This window comes from Pantoea sp. At-9b, assembly GCF_000175935.2.
In the GTDB taxonomy this organism is placed as follows: domain Bacteria; phylum Pseudomonadota; class Gammaproteobacteria; order Enterobacterales; family Enterobacteriaceae; genus Pantoea.
This window is the reverse complement of the sequence record NC_014837.1, coordinates 1,131,457-1,148,093: the sequence shown is the minus strand read 5'-3', so window position 1 is coordinate 1,148,093 and position 16,637 is coordinate 1,131,457. Positions and strand designations below refer to the sequence as shown.

17 protein-coding genes and 1 tRNA gene are annotated in these 16,637 nt (G+C 57.4%); 12 read left to right on the top strand and 6 right to left on the bottom strand.

From position 1 onward, the window contains the following. Positions 1-111: 111 nt before the first annotated feature. Together PAT9B_RS05145 and PAT9B_RS05140 are read right to left on the bottom strand one after the other, a co-directional pair. Positions 112-188: transfer RNA gene (locus tag PAT9B_RS05145), tRNA-Arg, on the bottom strand. 95 nt (positions 189-283) lie between these two features. Continuing rightward, positions 284-784 (bottom strand): DUF1198 family protein, encoded by a 501-nt coding sequence (locus PAT9B_RS05140; RefSeq protein ID WP_013508200.1) that lies wholly within the window; start codon positions 782-784, stop codon positions 284-286. Between the two features lie 165 nt (positions 785-949). Between PAT9B_RS05140 and folD the strand changes: the two genes are divergently transcribed. Beyond that, complete coding sequence (gene folD, locus PAT9B_RS05135) at positions 950-1,816, top strand: bifunctional methylenetetrahydrofolate dehydrogenase/methenyltetrahydrofolate cyclohydrolase FolD (RefSeq protein WP_013508199.1); 867 nt, start codon at positions 950-952, stop codon at positions 1,814-1,816. Continuing rightward, the gene (gene ybcJ, locus PAT9B_RS05130; protein ID WP_013508198.1) at positions 1,816-2,028 is read left to right on the top strand and encodes a ribosome-associated protein YbcJ; all 213 of its coding nucleotides are present in this window, start codon (positions 1,816-1,818) and stop codon (positions 2,026-2,028) included. Before folD ends, ybcJ begins: the two co-directional genes overlap by 1 nt. Positions 2,029-2,142: 114 nt before the next feature. Here the strand turns inward: ybcJ and cysS are convergent, their stop codons facing one another. Then, positions 2,143-3,528, bottom strand: coding sequence for a cysteine--tRNA ligase (cysS, locus tag PAT9B_RS05125; protein WP_013508197.1), 1,386 nt, complete (start codon positions 3,526-3,528; stop codon positions 2,143-2,145). A gap of 221 nt (positions 3,529-3,749) precedes the next feature. On the opposite strand from cysS, the gene ppiB reads away from it, so the two are divergent. From ppiB to purK, 4 genes are all read left to right on the top strand, one after another. Then, a complete protein-coding gene (gene ppiB / locus PAT9B_RS05120) occupies positions 3,750-4,244 on the top strand; it encodes a peptidylprolyl isomerase B (protein WP_013508196.1) in 495 nt (164 codons plus the stop codon). Further along, on the top strand, positions 4,244-4,960 hold the full coding sequence (gene lpxH, locus PAT9B_RS05115; protein ID WP_013508195.1) for a UDP-2,3-diacylglucosamine diphosphatase: 717 nt from the start codon (positions 4,244-4,246) through the stop codon (positions 4,958-4,960). The genes ppiB and lpxH overlap by 1 nt, the downstream gene beginning before the upstream one ends. A gap of 131 nt (positions 4,961-5,091) precedes the next feature. Continuing rightward, complete coding sequence (purE, locus tag PAT9B_RS05110; protein WP_013508194.1) at positions 5,092-5,601, top strand: 5-(carboxyamino)imidazole ribonucleotide mutase; 510 nt, start codon at positions 5,092-5,094, stop codon at positions 5,599-5,601. After that, positions 5,598-6,662 (top strand): 5-(carboxyamino)imidazole ribonucleotide synthase, encoded by a 1,065-nt coding sequence (gene purK, locus PAT9B_RS05105; protein WP_013508193.1) that lies wholly within the window; start codon positions 5,598-5,600, stop codon positions 6,660-6,662. Before purE ends, purK begins: the two co-directional genes overlap by 4 nt. A 57-nt stretch (positions 6,663-6,719) precedes the next feature. Here purK and ybbP read toward each other — a convergent pair whose 3' ends face one another. Both ybbP and ybbA read right to left on the bottom strand, forming a co-directional pair. Next, positions 6,720-9,137, bottom strand: coding sequence for a putative ABC transporter permease subunit YbbP (gene ybbP / locus PAT9B_RS05100; RefSeq protein WP_013508192.1), 2,418 nt, complete (start codon positions 9,135-9,137; stop codon positions 6,720-6,722). After that, positions 9,134-9,820 carry a putative ABC transporter ATP-binding protein YbbA gene (ybbA, locus tag PAT9B_RS05095; RefSeq protein WP_013508191.1) on the bottom strand — a complete coding sequence of 229 codons (687 nt, stop codon included), beginning with the start codon at positions 9,818-9,820 and terminating at the stop codon, positions 9,134-9,136. The genes ybbP and ybbA overlap by 4 nt, the downstream gene beginning before the upstream one ends. Here ybbA and tesA point away from each other — a divergent pair. The 5 genes from tesA (at position 9,788) to PAT9B_RS05070 (ending at position 13,590) form a co-directional block, all read left to right on the top strand. Then, positions 9,788-10,414 carry a multifunctional acyl-CoA thioesterase I/protease I/lysophospholipase L1 gene (gene tesA / locus PAT9B_RS05090; RefSeq protein WP_150105773.1) on the top strand — a complete coding sequence of 209 codons (627 nt, stop codon included), beginning with the start codon at positions 9,788-9,790 and terminating at the stop codon, positions 10,412-10,414. The genes ybbA and tesA overlap by 33 nt on opposite strands. Before the next feature lie 31 nt (positions 10,415-10,445). Beyond that, positions 10,446-11,219 carry an SDR family oxidoreductase gene (locus tag PAT9B_RS05085; RefSeq protein ID WP_013508189.1) on the top strand — a complete coding sequence of 258 codons (774 nt, stop codon included), beginning with the start codon at positions 10,446-10,448 and terminating at the stop codon, positions 11,217-11,219. Positions 11,220-11,298: 79 nt separating this feature from the next. Then, positions 11,299-12,153, top strand: coding sequence for a co-chaperone YbbN (locus PAT9B_RS05080; RefSeq protein ID WP_013508188.1), 855 nt, complete (start codon positions 11,299-11,301; stop codon positions 12,151-12,153). A gap of 64 nt (positions 12,154-12,217) precedes the next feature. After that, positions 12,218-13,132, top strand: a complete 915-nt coding sequence (locus PAT9B_RS05075; protein WP_013508187.1) for an SPFH domain-containing protein — start codon at positions 12,218-12,220, stop codon at positions 13,130-13,132. Beyond that, positions 13,132-13,590 (top strand): NfeD family protein, encoded by a 459-nt coding sequence (locus tag PAT9B_RS05070; protein ID WP_041525902.1) that lies wholly within the window; start codon positions 13,132-13,134, stop codon positions 13,588-13,590. Before PAT9B_RS05075 ends, PAT9B_RS05070 begins: the two co-directional genes overlap by 1 nt. On the opposite strand, the gene cueR is transcribed toward PAT9B_RS05070, so the two are convergent. Further along, a complete protein-coding gene (gene cueR / locus PAT9B_RS05065) occupies positions 13,566-13,982 on the bottom strand; it encodes a Cu(I)-responsive transcriptional regulator (protein ID WP_013508185.1) in 417 nt (138 codons plus the stop codon). The genes PAT9B_RS05070 and cueR overlap by 25 nt on opposite strands. Positions 13,983-14,078: 96 nt before the next feature. Here cueR and copA point away from each other — a divergent pair, with 96 nt between their 5' ends. After that, positions 14,079-16,586 carry a copper-exporting P-type ATPase CopA gene (copA, locus tag PAT9B_RS05060; protein ID WP_013508184.1) on the top strand — a complete coding sequence of 836 codons (2,508 nt, stop codon included), beginning with the start codon at positions 14,079-14,081 and terminating at the stop codon, positions 16,584-16,586. Positions 16,587-16,637: the final 51 nt, after the last annotated feature.

Genomic DNA, 16,637 nt, shown 5'->3' with positions numbered 1-16,637 from the left:
GAAGTAAAGTTTTTAGCGGAACCGAATAGAAATCAAAAGACCAGGAATGCAGCATTGGCAAGGAGTTAGAGGGAATTCACAGATGAAAAAAGAGTTGAGAAGAAGAGGAGATGGCACGCCCTACAGGATTCGAACCTGTGACCTACGGCTTAGAAGGCCGGTGCTCTATCCAGCTGAGCTAAGGGCGCATATGCGGTTGCGTCGAATTATACGTTGGCACGCAGTCGCGTCAACGTTTTTGCACCCGCCAAGTGCAGAGTGCTGATGATCTAACCAATCCCGCTTAATGACGCTTACGATAATCGCTCAGCGACACCAGATTACTCTCCTCGCCCGCTTCGCCTTCCAGCTCAATGCCCGGCAAAAACGCGCCATTGAACCGTTCGCGCATCATATTCATCTCTTCCCGGTCCGGCTCCAGTTCACGCAGAAAACCCATCGCCAGCAGCAGTTGCTGGGGGGTAATCATTGGGGAGAAATGCGCCCGACTGAGGATCTGATGCCAGCGCCGCATGTTCGCTTCCCCGCCATCCACAATGCACACCTGCCAAATCAGCAGCACCGCCGCCGCATTCTGCAAATGGTTTTCATTGTCGCCGGTGATGTAGTCGGTAAACTCCTTCGCCGCCTCTTTCCCCATCAGCGAGAGCATTGATTCCACATGGACTGGCGGCAGTTGCAGCCGCTTACTCAGGGCCTGGGCCGCATGGCGTGAGCCAGCCGTCAGCAGGCGGAAACCCACGACAAAAACCACCACCAGAGTTGCAAGGATTAGCCAGATCATAAACATTCCACTAAATTCATTGCCGGGCATCATACGGGTTAACGCGGGCAATCTGAAGTGACAAAAGCGTGCCTCAGGATCAATCTGTGCCTGACAGCGCGGCGCGCTTCTGACAGAATAGGCGCCTTTCCCCGATTCAACATTACACAGTGGATTTCCTCTCTGATGGCAGCAAAAATTATTGACGGTAAAACGATTGCGCAGCAGGTGCGCCTTGAGGTTGCGGAAAAAGTACAGCAGCGTCTGGCGGCTGGAAAACGTGCACCTGGCCTGGCAGTCGTTCTGGTGGGGGAAAACCCCGCTTCGCAGATCTATGTCGCCAGCAAACGCCGCGCCTGTGAAGAAGTGGGATTCGTTTCCCGTTCTTACGATCTGCCAGCAACCACCAGCGAAGCCGAGCTGCTGGAGTTGATCGATGCGCTGAATAACGATCATGAAATCGATGGCATCCTGGTGCAGCTGCCGCTTCCGGCAGGCATCGATAACGTTAAAGTGCTGGAACGCATCGTGCCGGACAAAGATGTCGATGGTTTCCATCCGTACAACGTCGGTCGTCTGTGCCAGCGCGCGCCTAAGCTGCGTCCCTGCACCCCACGCGGCATTGTCACGTTGCTGGAGCGTTATGACATCGATACCTACGGCCTAAACGCCGTGGTGGTGGGTGCATCCAACATCGTTGGTCGTCCGATGAGCATGGAGTTACTGCTGGCCGGTTGTACCACCACCGTCACCCACCGTTTCACCAAAGATCTGCGTCACCACATCGAACACGCCGATCTGTTGATCGTGGCGGTTGGTAAACCGAACTTTATTCCGGGTGACTGGATCAAACCGGGCGCGATCGTGATTGATGTCGGTATCAACCGTCTGGAAAGCGGCAAAGTGGTTGGCGATGTAGATTTCGAAGCCGCTTCAGAACGCGCGTCTTTCATCACGCCAGTGCCTGGCGGCGTTGGCCCGATGACGGTTGCCACCCTGATTCAGAACACCTTGCAGGCATGCGAAGAGTATCACGATGAGGAGAATGCATAATGGCGACGTTTTCTCTGGGTAAACACCCGCATGTCGATCTGTGCGATCTGCTGAAACTCGAAGGTTGGGTGGAGAGCGGCGCGCAGGCCAAAGCGGTGATCGACGAAGGCGAAGTGCGTGTCGATGGCGCAATTGAAACGCGTAAACGCTGCAAGATCCTCGCCGGTCAGACAGTGGAATTTGCCGGCCAACGCATTACTGTGGTGGCTTAAAAAACGTAGCGGCGCGATTTATCGCGCTTGTTGCCGCTAAAGAGCGCGATAAATCGCGCCGCTACCAGGCTGAAATAAAAAGGGCGAACTTTGATGTTCGCCCTTTTTTATATGTTATTTACGACGCCAGGTGGTGCCCTGCGGCCCATCTTCCAGCACGATACCCAACGCATTCAGTTTATCGCGCGCCACATCGGCCTGCGCCCAGTCTTTCGCCTGACGCGCATCATTACGCATCTTAATCAGCGCTTCGATCTCCGCCACTTCATCGTCGTTGGCCTGCGCACCGCTTTGCAGGAACTGCTCAGGATCTTGTTGTAGAATGCCCAGCACCTCCGCCAGTTGACGCAGTTTCGCTGCCAACGCATCCGCCGCCGTTTTGTCCTCGGTTTTCAGGCGGTTCACTTCGCGCGCCATATCGAACAGCACTGAGTAAGCTTCCGGTGTGTTGAAGTCATCGTCCATCGCGGTGCGGAAACGCGCTTCGAACTCTTCACCACCGGCAGCAACCGCGCTGACATCGGTATGACGCAGTGCGGTGTAGAGACGCTCCAGCGCCGCACGAGCCTGATTGAGGTTATCTTCGCCATAGTTGAGCTGGCTACGGTAGTGGCCGGACATCAGGAAGTAACGCACGGTTTCCGCGTCGTAGTGTTGCAGTACATCGCGAACGGTAAAGAAGTTGCCGAGGGATTTTGACATCTTCTCGCGATCAACCATCACCATCCCGGAATGCATCCAGTAGTTAACGTAAGGGCCATCATGCGCACAGGTAGATTGCGCCACTTCGTTTTCGTGATGCGGGAACATCAGATCCGAACCGCCACCGTGGATATCGAAATGGGTGCCGAGCTGTTTGCAGTTCATCGCTGAACATTCAATATGCCAGCCCGGACGGCCGTTGCCCCATGGTGAGTTCCACGCCGGTTCGTCGGCTTTCGACATCTTCCACAGCACGAAATCCATCGGGTTACGCTTCACTTCGGCCACTTCAACGCGCGCACCGGCCTGGAGTTGTTCCAGATCCTGACGGGACAGCACGCCATAGTCTTTGTCGCTCAGCACATCAAACATCACGTCGCCGTTGTCGGCCACGTAGGCATGACCACGCTCGATCAGGCGGCCAACCAACTCGATGATCTCGTCGATATGGCGTGTCGCGCGCGGCTCCAGATCGGGCGGCAGAATACCCAGCGCCGCGAAATCTTTGTGCATTTCACCGATCATACGGTTGGTCAGGGTTTCGATGCTTTCGCCATTCTCGTTGGCACGTTTGATGATTTTGTCATCAATATCGGTGATGTTACGTACATACTTCAGCTTATAACCGACATAGCGCAGGTAGCGCGCTACCACGTCAAACGCCACAAAGGTACGTCCATGGCCGATATGACAGAGGTCGTACACCGTGATGCCGCACACGTACATGCCGATTTCACCAGCATGAATGGGTTTGAATTCCTCTTTCTGTCGCGTCAGGGTGTTATAAATCTTTAGCATTGAACGGTTCCGTATTTAACGTGTGCGGGAAAGGCCTTTCCAGGCTAGCTGCGTATTGTGCCGTATTTTTTTCTTCAGCGCGACGCCAGCATAGCAACTGTCGCTGCCTTGCTGACGCGTCATCACAATTTGTGATATAAGATGCGTCTACAAAAATGGCCCGCTGCTCTGAGGCAGGCGCGGCAATTGACACCGACGACAACCTTTACAGGACGAGAATGATGGTCACCTTCCAGACGAACCACGGCGATATCGTAATTAAAACCTTCGATGACAAAGCGCCGGCTACCGTAAAGAACTTCCTGGATTACTGTCGTGAAGGTTTCTACGACAACACCATTTTCCACCGTGTGATCAACGGCTTTATGATTCAGGGCGGCGGCTTTGAGCCGGGCATGAAGCAGAAAGCCACCAAAGAAGACATCCGTAACGAAGCCAACAACGGCCTGAAAAACACCCGTGGCACCCTGGCGATGGCACGTACTCAGGCTCCGCACTCTGCTACCGCTCAGTTCTTCATCAACGTAGCAGACAACGACTTCCTGAACTTCCGTGACGAAAGCCTGCAAGGCTGGGGTTACTGCGTGTTCGCTGAAGTGGTTGAAGGCATGGACGTGGTCGACAAAATCAAAGCCGTCGCCACCGGCCGCAGCGGCATGCACCAGGACGTGCCGAAAGATGACGTGATCATCCAGAAAGTGACCGTTAGCGAGTAATGTCGCGCACGCTGTTTATCGCAGATCTTCATCTGTGCGAAGAAGAACCGGCAATCACTGCCGGTTTTCTGCATTTTTTGCAGCGGGAAGCGCATCAATGCGATGCGCTTTATATCCTTGGCGATCTGTTCGAAGCCTGGATTGGCGATGACGATCCCAACCCCTTGCATCAGCAAATCGCTGACGCGCTCAAGGCCCTGCCGGTGCCGACATTCTTTATCCACGGTAATCGCGATTTTCTGCTCGGCCAGCGCTTTGCGCGTGCCAGCGGCATGACGCTGCTGCCGGAGGAACAGGTGTTAACCCTGTACGGCAAGCGCCTGCTGATTATGCATGGTGACACCCTGTGCACCGACGATGAAGGCTACCAACGCTTTCGTGCCAAAGTGCATCAGCGCTGGCTACAAAAGTTATTTCTCGCCTTGCCGCTCAGGATACGCATGCGTATCGCCGCCAAAATGCGCGCCAACAGCAAACAGGCCAATCAGCATAAATCGCTGAGTATTATGGATGTGAACCAACAGGCGGTGATAGAAGCCATGGCCCGTCAACAGGTGCACTTGCTGATCCACGGCCACACCCATCGCCCGGCGATCCATGATTTTGTTTTGCAGGGTGAAAATGCCCAACGCGTGGTGCTCGGTGCCTGGCATCATCAGGGGTCGATGATTCAGGTTGATGCCGCTGGCGTCAGGCTTATCGAATTTCCGTTCTGATTAACGGGCAATCTTGCCCGTTTTCCGGCCACGCAACCGTTTTCCTTGCTGCCATCTCATGCTATTCTCTGTGCCCTTCTTCACCTGCCCGCCCGGCCAGGTTCGTTTGTATATTCACAGGAGTTGACCGCATGTCATCCAACGCCGCCCCGGCTCGTATCGCCATCGTCATGGGTTCCAAAAGTGACTGGGCTACCATGCAGTTCGCCGAGGAAATTCTTAACAGCCTGGATGTCCCCTTCCACGTGGAAGTGGTCTCTGCTCACCGCACGCCGGACAAACTGTTCAGCTTCGCCGAAAACGCCGCGCAAAATGGTTTTCAGGTGATTATCGCCGGTGCTGGCGGTGCTGCCCATCTGCCGGGCATGCTGGCTGCCAAAACCCTGGTGCCGGTACTGGGCGTACCGGTACAAAGCGCAGCCCTGAGCGGCGTCGACAGCCTCTACTCTATCGTGCAAATGCCGCGCGGTATCCCGGTCGGTACACTGGCCATCGGTAAAGCCGGTGCCGCCAATGCTGCCCTGCTGGCGGCACAGATTCTGGCGATTCACGACAGCGCGCTGGCAACTCGCCTGGCGAACTGGCGTCAGACCCAGACCGACGAAGTACTGAACAACCCGGACCCGCGGGGGGATGCATGAAGCCGGTTTGCGTACTGGGAAATGGTCAGTTAGGCCGTATGCTGCGCCAGGCGGGTGAACCGCTGGGCATCGCTGTCTATCCGGTCGGGCTGGATGCCGAACCTTCTGCGCTGCCAATCGCGCAAAGCGTGATCACCGCAGAGATTGAGCGCTGGCCAGAAACCGCGCTGACGCGTGAGCTGGCGAGCCATCCGGCTTTTGTGAATCGCGACATTTTCCCGCGTCTGGCCGATCGCCTGACGCAAAAACAGCTGCTCGATCAGCTGAACCTCGCTACCGCCCCGTGGCAATTGCTGGCAGAGAAAAGCGAATGGCCGCAGGTGTTCAGCTCGCTCGGCGAACTGGCCATCGTCAAACGCCGCACTGGTGGTTATGACGGGCGCGGTCAGTGGCGTCTGCGCGCCAATGAAACCGACACCCTGCCGGATGAGTGCTACGGCGAGTGCATCGTTGAACAGGGCATCAACTTCAGCGGTGAAGTGTCGTTGGTGGGTGCGCGTGGTCAGGATGGCAGCACGGTTTTCTATCCGCTGACCCATAACCTGCATCAGGAAGGTATCCTGCGCACCAGCGTCGCATTCCCGCAGGCTGATGCGGCCCAGCAGCAGCAGGCCGAAGCGATGCTCAGCGCGATCATGCATGAGCTGAACTATGTCGGTGTGATGGCGATGGAGTGCTTTGTTACGCCGCAGGGCCTGCTGATCAACGAACTGGCACCGCGTGTCCATAACAGCGGACACTGGACGCAAAATGGTGCCTCCATCAGCCAGTTCGAGCTGCATCTGCGTGCCGTACTGGGTTTACCGCTGCCGCAACCGGTGGTGTATGCGCCGTCAGTCATGGTTAACCTGATCGGTACGGATGTGAATCTGGCATGGCTGCATCAGCCACTGGTGCATCTGCATTGGTACGAGAAAGAGGTACGCCCGGGACGTAAAGTCGGCCACCTCAATCTGACCGATAGCGACCAGGCTCGTCTGGCCGCCGCGTTGAATGCGCTGGTGCCGCTGCTGCCGCCGGAATATGCGAGCGGTATCGCCTGGGCCGTTGAGAAGCTGTAAAACGCTCCCTCACCCTAACCCTCTCCCGCAAGCGGGAGAGGGTTCCAGAGAAGCCTGTCACGCCGCTTCAAACCGCCTGAACAACGCTTTACCTTTCAGCAAACGCACGCCCAGCCAGCCGCCGCACAACGACAGTAGCACCGCCCCGGTGATTGGCAGCGCCAGCCACAGGCTCCAGTCCGGCTGCCAAGGGAAATCAAAGATCTTCCGTTGTAACCCCCATAGCGCCGCTTCTGCACCCAGCGCCGCCGCAATCCCGGACACCACGCCCAGCAAAGCAAACTCACACCACAGGGTGCCGCGCAGCAGCCGTTTGCTGGCACCCAGCGTGCGATACACCACCAGCTCCTGACGCCGTTGCCGCATCCCGACCTGGATTTGTGCCAGCAGCAGCAATACGCCACAAATCGTCACCAGTATCACCATAATCTCCAGCGCCTGGCTGACCTGTGCCAGCACCTGACCGATCTGGCGCATCATGCTGCCGATATCCAGCAAACTCAGGGTGGGGAATGCCCGGTTCAGCTGCGCCAGCAACGTCGGGTTACTCCCCATACGGAAACTGGTCAGCCAGGTTTGCGGTTGGTCATCCAGCGCCCCCGGCGGGAAGATAAAGAAGAAGTTGGGCCGCAGGCTTTCCCAGTCCACTTTACGCAGGCTGGTAATTTTGGCGCTGAACTGCTGGGTATCGCCGCTGAAGGTTAAGGTATCCCCCAGCTTCACCCCCAGACGATCTGCCAGCTCCGTCTCCATCGAGACTTCCCCGGCACGCGGCGGCCAGCTCCCCGCCACCAGCGGGTTGTGATCCGGCCGCTCAGTCTGCCATGTCAAATTCAGCTCTCGATTCAATGCGTTATCCATATTCGGATCGGCATCCTTACCGTTGAGCTGCGTCAGACGGGCGCGGATAATCGGATAGAACGTCTCCGCCTTGATCTGGTGTGATTGCAGGAAATCACGGACCTGCGGCACCTGTTCCTGCGTCATATTCAGCAGAAAATAGTTGGGGCTATCCGGTGGCAATTGTTGTTGCCAGCGATCGAGCAGATCACCGCGCATCACCAGCAGCAACGCCAGCAACATAAAGGAGAGTGAAAACGCCGCCAGCTGGCTGAGCGTCATCGCCGGTTGCCGTAGCAGACGATTAATCGCCAGCCGCATCGCCAGGTTGCGCACCACCAGGCGGCGCAACAACAGCAAGGTGCCCCAGCCCAGTAATGCCAGCAACAACGCCAGCATCACTACGCCTGCCAGCAGCGCCCACAGCATTTTGCTGCCACCCATCAGCAGCGCCAGCAGGCCAATCACCACCAGCGCCATCACCGGCAGATAGATGCGTAACGGCCAGACGTCCGCTACCGCATCACGACGCAGCACGCGCAACGGCTGTGTTGCCAGCAATAAGCGGTAAGGACGCAGCCCCACCAGTAGCGAGATAACGAACATCGCCCCCAATGACCACAGCCACGGCCAGAAGCTGGCTGCCGGAAGCGCCGCAGGCAGCACCGGTTTCAGCATCGCCAGCAGGATGATTTCTATCCCCTGCCCCAGCACGCTACCCGCCACCGCCGCCAACAGCAGCACTGCCAGCCACTGGCCGATGATTAACCGTTGCAGTACCTTGCGCGTTGCCCCCAGGGTTTTCAGCACCGCCACCAGGTCATAGCGGCTGCGGCAATAGTGACTCATCGCCACCGCCACGGCGGCGATCGCCAGCAGCAAGGTCAGCAACGCTGACAGCAGCAAAAATTGCTGTGCGCGCTGCATCGAACGCCCCAGTGCATCTTCTGAATTTTCCACGCTAATCCAGCGTTGATCCGCTTTGAGCTGCGGCTGAATCCAGTTGTCGTAGCGCGCCAGCGGTGCCGGATCGCCTGAGAATTTGTAGCGCCAACTCAGGCGACTGCCCGGCTGGATCGCGCCGGTTTTCTCCACATCCGCCAGGTTCATCAACAGACGCGGCGCGGTTTGAAACGGGTTAAACCCGGCATCAGGTTCCTGAATCACCTCACCTGCGATACGCAGCGTGGTATCACCTACGTCAATCTGATCGCCAGTTTTCAGGTTCAGCAGCGCCAGCAACCGGGGGGCCGCCAGCACCGTACCCGCGCGTGGGCGCAGGCCGGGCGGATCGGTTTGCAAAGTGCCAAACATCGGATAGGCATCATCCACGGCCTTCACATCCGCCAGCTGCGGCGTTTCCTGCGCGAAGGTCATGGTCATAAAACTTAGCTGACGGCTAACCGATAATCCCTCCTGCCGTGCCTGCGCCAGCCAGGCGTCCGGCACCGGTGCGTTGCTGTGCAAGGTACGATCACCGGCCATAAAGTCACGGCTTTGCTGGCTTAACCCTTTCTCCATCCGATCGCTGATCGATCCCAGCGCCAGAACGCAGGCCACCGCCAGCGTCAGCGCCAGCCAGACGATCAACAGCGAGGGCGAACGCCACTCCCGCCAGAACCAGCGCCAGATCATGACTCCTCCCACAATTTACCGTCACGCAGTCGCAGGCGACGGTCGCAACGCGCTGCCAGTTGTTCATCATGCGTGACCAGAATGAGGGTGGTGGCAAAATCACGGTTGAGCGAGAACAGCAGATCGGCGATGCGATCCCCGGTCTGACGGTCGAGGTTGCCGGTCGGTTCATCGGCAAACAACAGGCCGGGACGCCCATTAAAGGCACGAGCCAGCGCCACTCGCTGCTGCTCGCCACCGGAAAGCTGGGCGGGAAGATGGTGCAGACGCGCTTTTAAGCCGAGCTGCGTCAGTAATTCCACCGCCTGATCGCGGCTTTCACGATCGCTGACACCACGCAACAGCGCTGGCAACTGGACGTTCTCCAGCGCATTCAGCGTCGGCACCAGCATAAAAGATTGAAAGACAAAGCCGACTTCCCGCGCGCGCAGCGCCGCCCGCTGCTCCTCATCCATTGCATGTAATGGCTCGCCCAACAAATGCACTTCACCGCTGCTGCCATCGTCCAGCCCGGCGAGGATGCCCAACAGGGTAGATTTGCCCGAGCCGGACTCGCCAATCAGCGCAATGGTCTGGGCGGGTTTGACAACCAGCTCAACTCCGGTAAGGATGGTCAGCTGATGCTCTCCCTGACCGACGGACTTAGTAAGATGATGAACTTCAACAATGTTTTCCGCTGGCATTATTCCTTCCTGTTGTTATTGCTTCTGCTGGTGTCACGTCTTGCTGCGGCCGATACGCTGCTGGTACTGGGCGATAGCCTGAGTGCCGGTTACCGCATGTCCGCCAACGTTGCCTGGCCCTATCTGTTGGATAAAGAGTGGCAACAACAGCCCAAAGTTATCAACGCCAGCATCAGTGGCGATACCGCCGGACAGGGCCTGGCGCGTTTACCGGCGTTATTAAAACAACATCAACCGCGCTGGGTGTTAATCGAATTGGGCGGTAACGATGGTCTGCGTGGCTTCCCTCCGCAAAATATCGCCCAGGACCTGAGCAAAATTATCGACGATGTGAAAGCAGCAAACGCGCAGCCGCTGCTGATGCAAATTCGTTTACCGGCAAATTATGGACGTCGTTATACGCAGGCGTTTAGCGCGATTTATCCGCAGCTGGCACAACAGTACAACATTCCTCTGGTGCCCTTCTTTATGGAGCAGGTGTATCTGAAACCGGAGTGGATGCAGCAGGATGGTATTCACCCGAATCCGGATGCACAGCCTTTTATCGCCAGTGTGATGGCGAAAGAACTGGCTCCGCTAGTAAAGCATGATTAACGCAGGCGCGTGATTTTTAACAGGTAAAGTTATGCAAAAAACCATTCTTATCACCGGCTGCTCCAGCGGTATCGGCCTGGTGGCCGCCAATGATCTGCTGATGCGCGGCTACCGCGTGATTGCCGCCTGCCGCCGGGCAGATGATGTTGCACGCATGCATGCGCTCGGTTTTATCGGGATTGCCCTCGATCTGGACGATCCGGTCAGCGTCGATGCCGCTGCGGATCAGGTGATTGCGCTGACGGAGAATCGCCTGCACGGTCTATTCAACAATGCCGGTTTTGGTATTTACGGGCCGCTCACCAGCCTGTCGCGCCAACAGCTTGAGCAACAGTTCTCGACCAACTTCTTTGGCACACATCAACTGACCATGCGCCTGTTGCCCGCGCTGCAAGCCAGCGGCAACGGGCGTATTATTAATACCAGTTCCGTGCTGGGATTGATCTCCACGCCGGGACGCGGTGCTTACGCCGCCAGTAAATACGCGCTCGAAGCCTGGAGCGATGCGCTGCGCATGGAGATACGCAGCACGGGCGTGCGCGTCAGCCTGATTGAACCGGGACCGATTCATACCCGTTTCACGGAAAACGTTCATCAGGGGGAGAGCGACAAACCGGTGCGTAATCCCGGCATTGCTGCGCATTTTTCCCTGCCGCCTGAAGCGATTTTGCCGAAGCTGCGCCACGCGCTGGAAAGCGCCCATCCGCGCCTGCGTTATCCGGTGACCCTGGTGGCCTGGGCCATGAGTCTGTTAAAACGCCTGCTGCCAGGCTGGATGCTGGATCGCATTTTGCGCAGCAAATAGGCTGCAAGCCTGATTTGAACTTGAAGCCGGGCAGCTTGCCCCCATATTCTCAACACACTTTCAGCAAAGAGACGCATTCATGTCACACGCTTTGATTATCGACATCAACGAATCCAATCTGCATCAGACGCTGGAACAATCCATGCAGCTGCCGGTGCTGTTCTATTTCTGGTCCGATCGCAGCCAGCATTGCCAGCAACTGACGCCGGTGCTGGAACATCTGGCCCAGGAGTACGCCGGTCAGTTTATTCTGGCGAAACTGGATTGCGATAAAGAGCAGATGGTGGCTTCTCAATTTGGTTTGCGTTCTATCCCGACGGTGTACCTGTTCCAGAACGGCCAGCCGGTCGATGGTTTCCAGGGACCGCAACCGGAAGAGGCGATTCGTGCCCTGCTGCAAAAAGTGCTGCCGCGTGAAGAAGAATTGAAAGCCCAGCAGGCGCTGGCCCTGATGGACGAAGGCAAACCACTGGATGCACTGCCGCTGCTGAAAGATGCCTGGCAGCTGAGTCATCAGGCCAGTGAAATTGGCTTCCTGCTGGCGGAAGTATTGATCACCCTGAACCGCAGCGACGAAGCGGAAGCGGTGTTAAATGTGGTGCCGTTGCAGGATCAGGACACTCGCTATCAGAGCCTGGTGGCACAAATCGAGTTACTGAAAAAGGCGGCCGATACGCCGGAAATTCAGCAATTACAGGAACAACTGGCGCAGGACCCTGCGAACGCGGAGCTGGCTGCTAAACTGTCGTTACAGCTGCATCAGGTTGGTCGTAATGAAGAAGCGCTTGAATTGCTGTTTGGTTTTCTGAAAAGCGACCTCAATGCCGCTGACGGCCAGGTGCGTAAAATGTTGCAGGAAATTCTGGCCGCACTCGGCACCGGTGATGCCTTGGCTGCACGCTATCGTCGCCAGCTTTACTCGCTGTTGTACTAACCAGTACGGGCGTTAAAAGGGAGCCGAAGCGACTCGGCCCCTCAACTGACAACCAGGAGGTTATATGTTAACTGTGATGCCGGTCATCATCGTACTCGCGTTGGTGACCGTATGGGCCGGTGTAAAAATTGTGCCACAAGGTTATCAGTGGACGGTGGAGCGTTTCGGTCGCTATACCCGTACCCTGCAACCCGGCCTGACGTTAGTTGTGCCCTTCATGGATCGCATTGGCCGCAAGGTCAATATGATGGAACGGGTGCTTGATATCCCCTCTCAGGAAGTCATCTCCAAAGATAATGCCAACGTCACTATCGATGCCGTCTGTTTTTTGCAGGTGATCGATGCGGCTCGCACCGCCTATGAAGTCAGCAACCTTGAGCTGGCAATCCTCAATCTCACCATGACCAATATCCGTACTGTGCTGGGCGGCATGGAATTGGATGAGATGCTGTCACAGCGCGACAACATCAATACCCGTCTGCTGCACATTGTCGACGAAGCGACCAATCCCTGGGGCGTGAAAATCACCCGTATCGAAATTCGTGATGTGCGCCCACCGCAGGAGTTGATCGCGGCGATGAACGCGCAGATGAAAGCCGAACGTACCAAACGCGCCGATATTCTGACGGCAGAGGGGGTACGCCAGGCGGCGATTTTGCGTGCTGAAGGGGAAAAGCAGTCACAAATTCTGAAAGCTGAGGGGGAGCGGACTGCGGCGTTTCTGCATGCCGAAGCGCGTGAACGTCAGGCGCAGGCGGAAGCCTCTGCAACGCGTATGGTGTCTGAAGCAATCGCTGCCGGGGATATCCAGGCGGTCAACTACTTTGTGGCCCAGAAATATACCGATGCATTGCAGAAAATTGGCGAGGCCAATAACAGCAAGGTAGTCATGATGCCGCTGGATGCCACCAGCCTGCTCGGTTCCGTGGCCGGGATTAGCGAACTGCTGAAAGAGAGCGGTCGGGAGCGCAAACCGTGATCCTGATGGAGCTGATTGCACATCCACACTGGTTCTGGTTGACACTCGGCGGCCTGCTACTGGCCGCGGAGATGCTCGGCACCAGTGGCTATCTGCTGTGGAGCGGCCTGGCGGCAGTGCTGGTTGGCCTTATCGAGTGGTTCTTTCCCTTCTCGTGGACCAGCCAAGGCCTGCTGTTCGCAGTGCTGACGCTGTTGTGCGTCTATTTCTGGTATCGCTGGATGCGCTATCGCGAGTCGTCACAGCAACCCAATGTGCTTAATCAGCGCGGCACACAACTGATTGGGCAGCATTTCACGCTGGAGAACGCCCTAAAAGACGGCACCGGTCATGTGCGCATCGGCGACAGCAGTTGGCGCGTGCAGGCAGAAAGCGATCTGCCCGCCGGTACGCAGGTGATCGTCACCGGCGTGGTCGGTATTACGCTGATGATTCAGCCGCGTTTTCCTGCTGGCTGATGGCAGCAACCCGCCAGGTGGTTAATGATGGGACATTCCGCACTATCATCGCCCGGACAGGCGTCCGCCAGCGCCAGTAAACGCGCCCGCATGGCGTGTAATTCCTCAATGTGTGCCGCGATCTCATCCGCTTTCTGCAAGGTGCGCGCTTTGACATCGGCGCTGTGGCGCGCGGGATCGTTAAACAACGTCACCAACTCGCGACATTCGTCGAGGGTGAAGCCCACCTGACGCGCCTGGCGCAACAGATTGAGTTCATCAATATGGTGTGGGTTGTAACTACGGTAACCATTTTCACTGCGCAGCGGCGGCGTGACCACGCCCTTCTCTTCGTAAAAACGAATCGCTTTGCTGGTCAGCCCGGTTTTTTTAGCGACATCGCTAATGTTCATATGCTCCCCTTGACCTTCCCCTGAATGGAAGGTTTAGGCTTTATAACTAATGCAAAGTCTGCATGCAGTCAAACCTGAACGCATAAGGAGTTAAATATGTCACATACACAGTTGTTGGCGCTGGACGGCCTCTCCTGCGGCCACTGCGTCAAACGCGTCAAAGAAGCGCTGGAACAGCGTAGCGATGTTGAACAGGCTGAAGTCACACAACAGGAAGCACGTGTGACCGGTGCTGCCAGCGCCAGCGATCTGATCGCCACCGTCGAACAGGCAGGTTATCACGCCGCACTGAAAGACAGCCCAAAGTCTGAACCGTTGACAGCATCAGAGCCGCTGCCGGAGGCGCTGACAACGGAGCTACGATCGCAACCGGCGGATGATACCCTGCCCGTCCAACACCTGCTGATTGGCGGTATGAGTTGCGCCAGCTGCGTGAGTCGTGTCGAGCAGGCATTACAGAAAGTGCCTGGCGTCAGTCAGGCACGCGTAAATCTGGGTGAACGCAGCGCCCTGGTATTGGGTGGTGCACGACCCGCTGACTTAATTAACGCAGTCGACCAGGCGGGCTATAGCGCAGAAATTATCGAAGATGAGCAAACCCGCCGGGAGCGTCAGCAGGTCAGCGCCCGCCAGGCGATGCGCCGCTTTAGCTGGCAATCCGCGCTGGCGTTGCTGCTCGGCGTACCAATGATGATTTGGGGCATGCTGGGCGACAATATGATGCTCAGCGACAACAACATCACCTTATGGCGTGCGCTGGGTGTCATCACTTTGCTGGTGATGATGATTGCCGGCGGCCATTTCTATCGCAGCGCCTGGCGCAGCCTGCGTCATGGCACCGCCACGATGGATACGCTGGTAGCACTTGGCACCGGTGCCGCCTGGCTCTACTCGATGGGCGTCACGCTGTGGCCACAATTCTTCCCGCATCAGGCCAGGCATCTCTATTTTGAAGCCAGCGTGATGATCATCGGCCTGATCAATCTGGGCCATGCGCTGGAACAACGGGCCAGGCAGCGCGCCTCGCAGGCGCTGGAACGGTTGCTGGACTTAACCCCGGCGCAAGCCCGCGTCATCACCGATCAGGGTGAAACGCTGGTGGCACTTAGCGATGTGCAGCCGGGCATGTTGATCAAACTGGTGACCGGCGATCGCGTCCCGGTTGATGGCGAAGTGGCAAGCGGCGAAGGCTGGTGCGATGAAGCGATGCTGACCGGTGAAGCGGTGCCGCAAAGCAAACAGGCCGGGGATAAAGTCTATGCCGGTACGCTGCTCCAGGACGGCACACTGCGTTTTATCGCGCGTGCGACCGGGCGTCACACCACGCTGGCACGCATCATCAATCTGGTACGCCAGGCGCAAAGCAGTAAACCCGACATCGGACGCCTCGCCGACCGTATCTCGGCGGTGTTTGTGCCGGTGGTGGTGGCGATTGCGCTGATCAGTGGGCTGGTGTGGTATCTGGCCGGTCCGCAACCGCAGCTGGCTTATACGCTGGTGATCGTCACCACGGTGCTGATCATCGCCTGCCCTTGCGCCCTCGGGCTGGCAACCCCCATGTCGGTCATTGCCGGAGTGGGTCGCGCCGCAGAACTTGGGGTGCTGGTACGTGATGCTGATGCGTTGCAACGCGCCAGTGAAGTCGACACGCTGGTGTTTGATAAGACTGGCACCCTGACACAAGGTACGCCGCTGGTGAGTGATGTGCTGCTATATGGCGACTGGGATCGCCAGCAGGTGCTGCATGCTGCTGCTCAACTGGAACAAGGCTCCAGCCACCCACTGGCGACCGCGATTATCGCGGCAGTGCCAGATTTGCCCGCAGCTGAAATTGAGCAATTTCGTACAATACGCGGCAAGGGCGTCAGCGCTAAAGTCGCTGACAGAACCTTGCTGCTCGGTAACCTGGCATTGATGGAAGCCGAACAGGTGGATTGCACGCCTGCGCGTGAAGACATTGAACGTCTGGCGGCGCTCGGGGCAACACCGGTGCTGTTGGCTGATGACAACCAGCTACTGGGGTTGATCGCCCTACGCGACAGCCTGCGCCCGGAAAGTCGCGCAGCGCTGCAACGCCTGCATCAGCAGGGCTATCAGTTGATCATGCTGACCGGTGACCACGAAAAAACCGCACGCGCCATCGCGGCTGAAGCCGGTATCGACGCGGTGATCGCCGGGGTGCTGCCGGAAGGTAAAGCGCAGGCTATCGCGCAGTTGCAACAGCAGGGTCGCAAAGTGGTGATGATCGGGGACGGCATCAACGATGCCCCGGCACTGGCGCAAGCGGATGTCGGCATTGCGATGGGCGGCGGCAGTGATGTGGCGGTGGAAACTGCCGCCATGACGCTAATGCGCAACGACCTGCACTGCGTGGCTGATGCGCTGGCGATTTCCCGCGCCACGCTGCGCAATATGCGTCAGAACCTGCTGGGCGCATTTATTTACAACAGTTTTGGCATCCCCATTGCGGCCGGCGTGCTGTTTCCGTTCACCGGTATGCTGTTAAGCCCGATTGTGGCGGGTGCGGCCATGGCGCTCTCCTCCATTACGGTGGTGAGTAATGCCAATCGTCTGTTGCGGTTTAAGCCGCCGGTACGTGAATAGCAAGCGCTGCCCTGTTTTTCCGGTGATGAAATCGCTAGCATGGATTTTTGA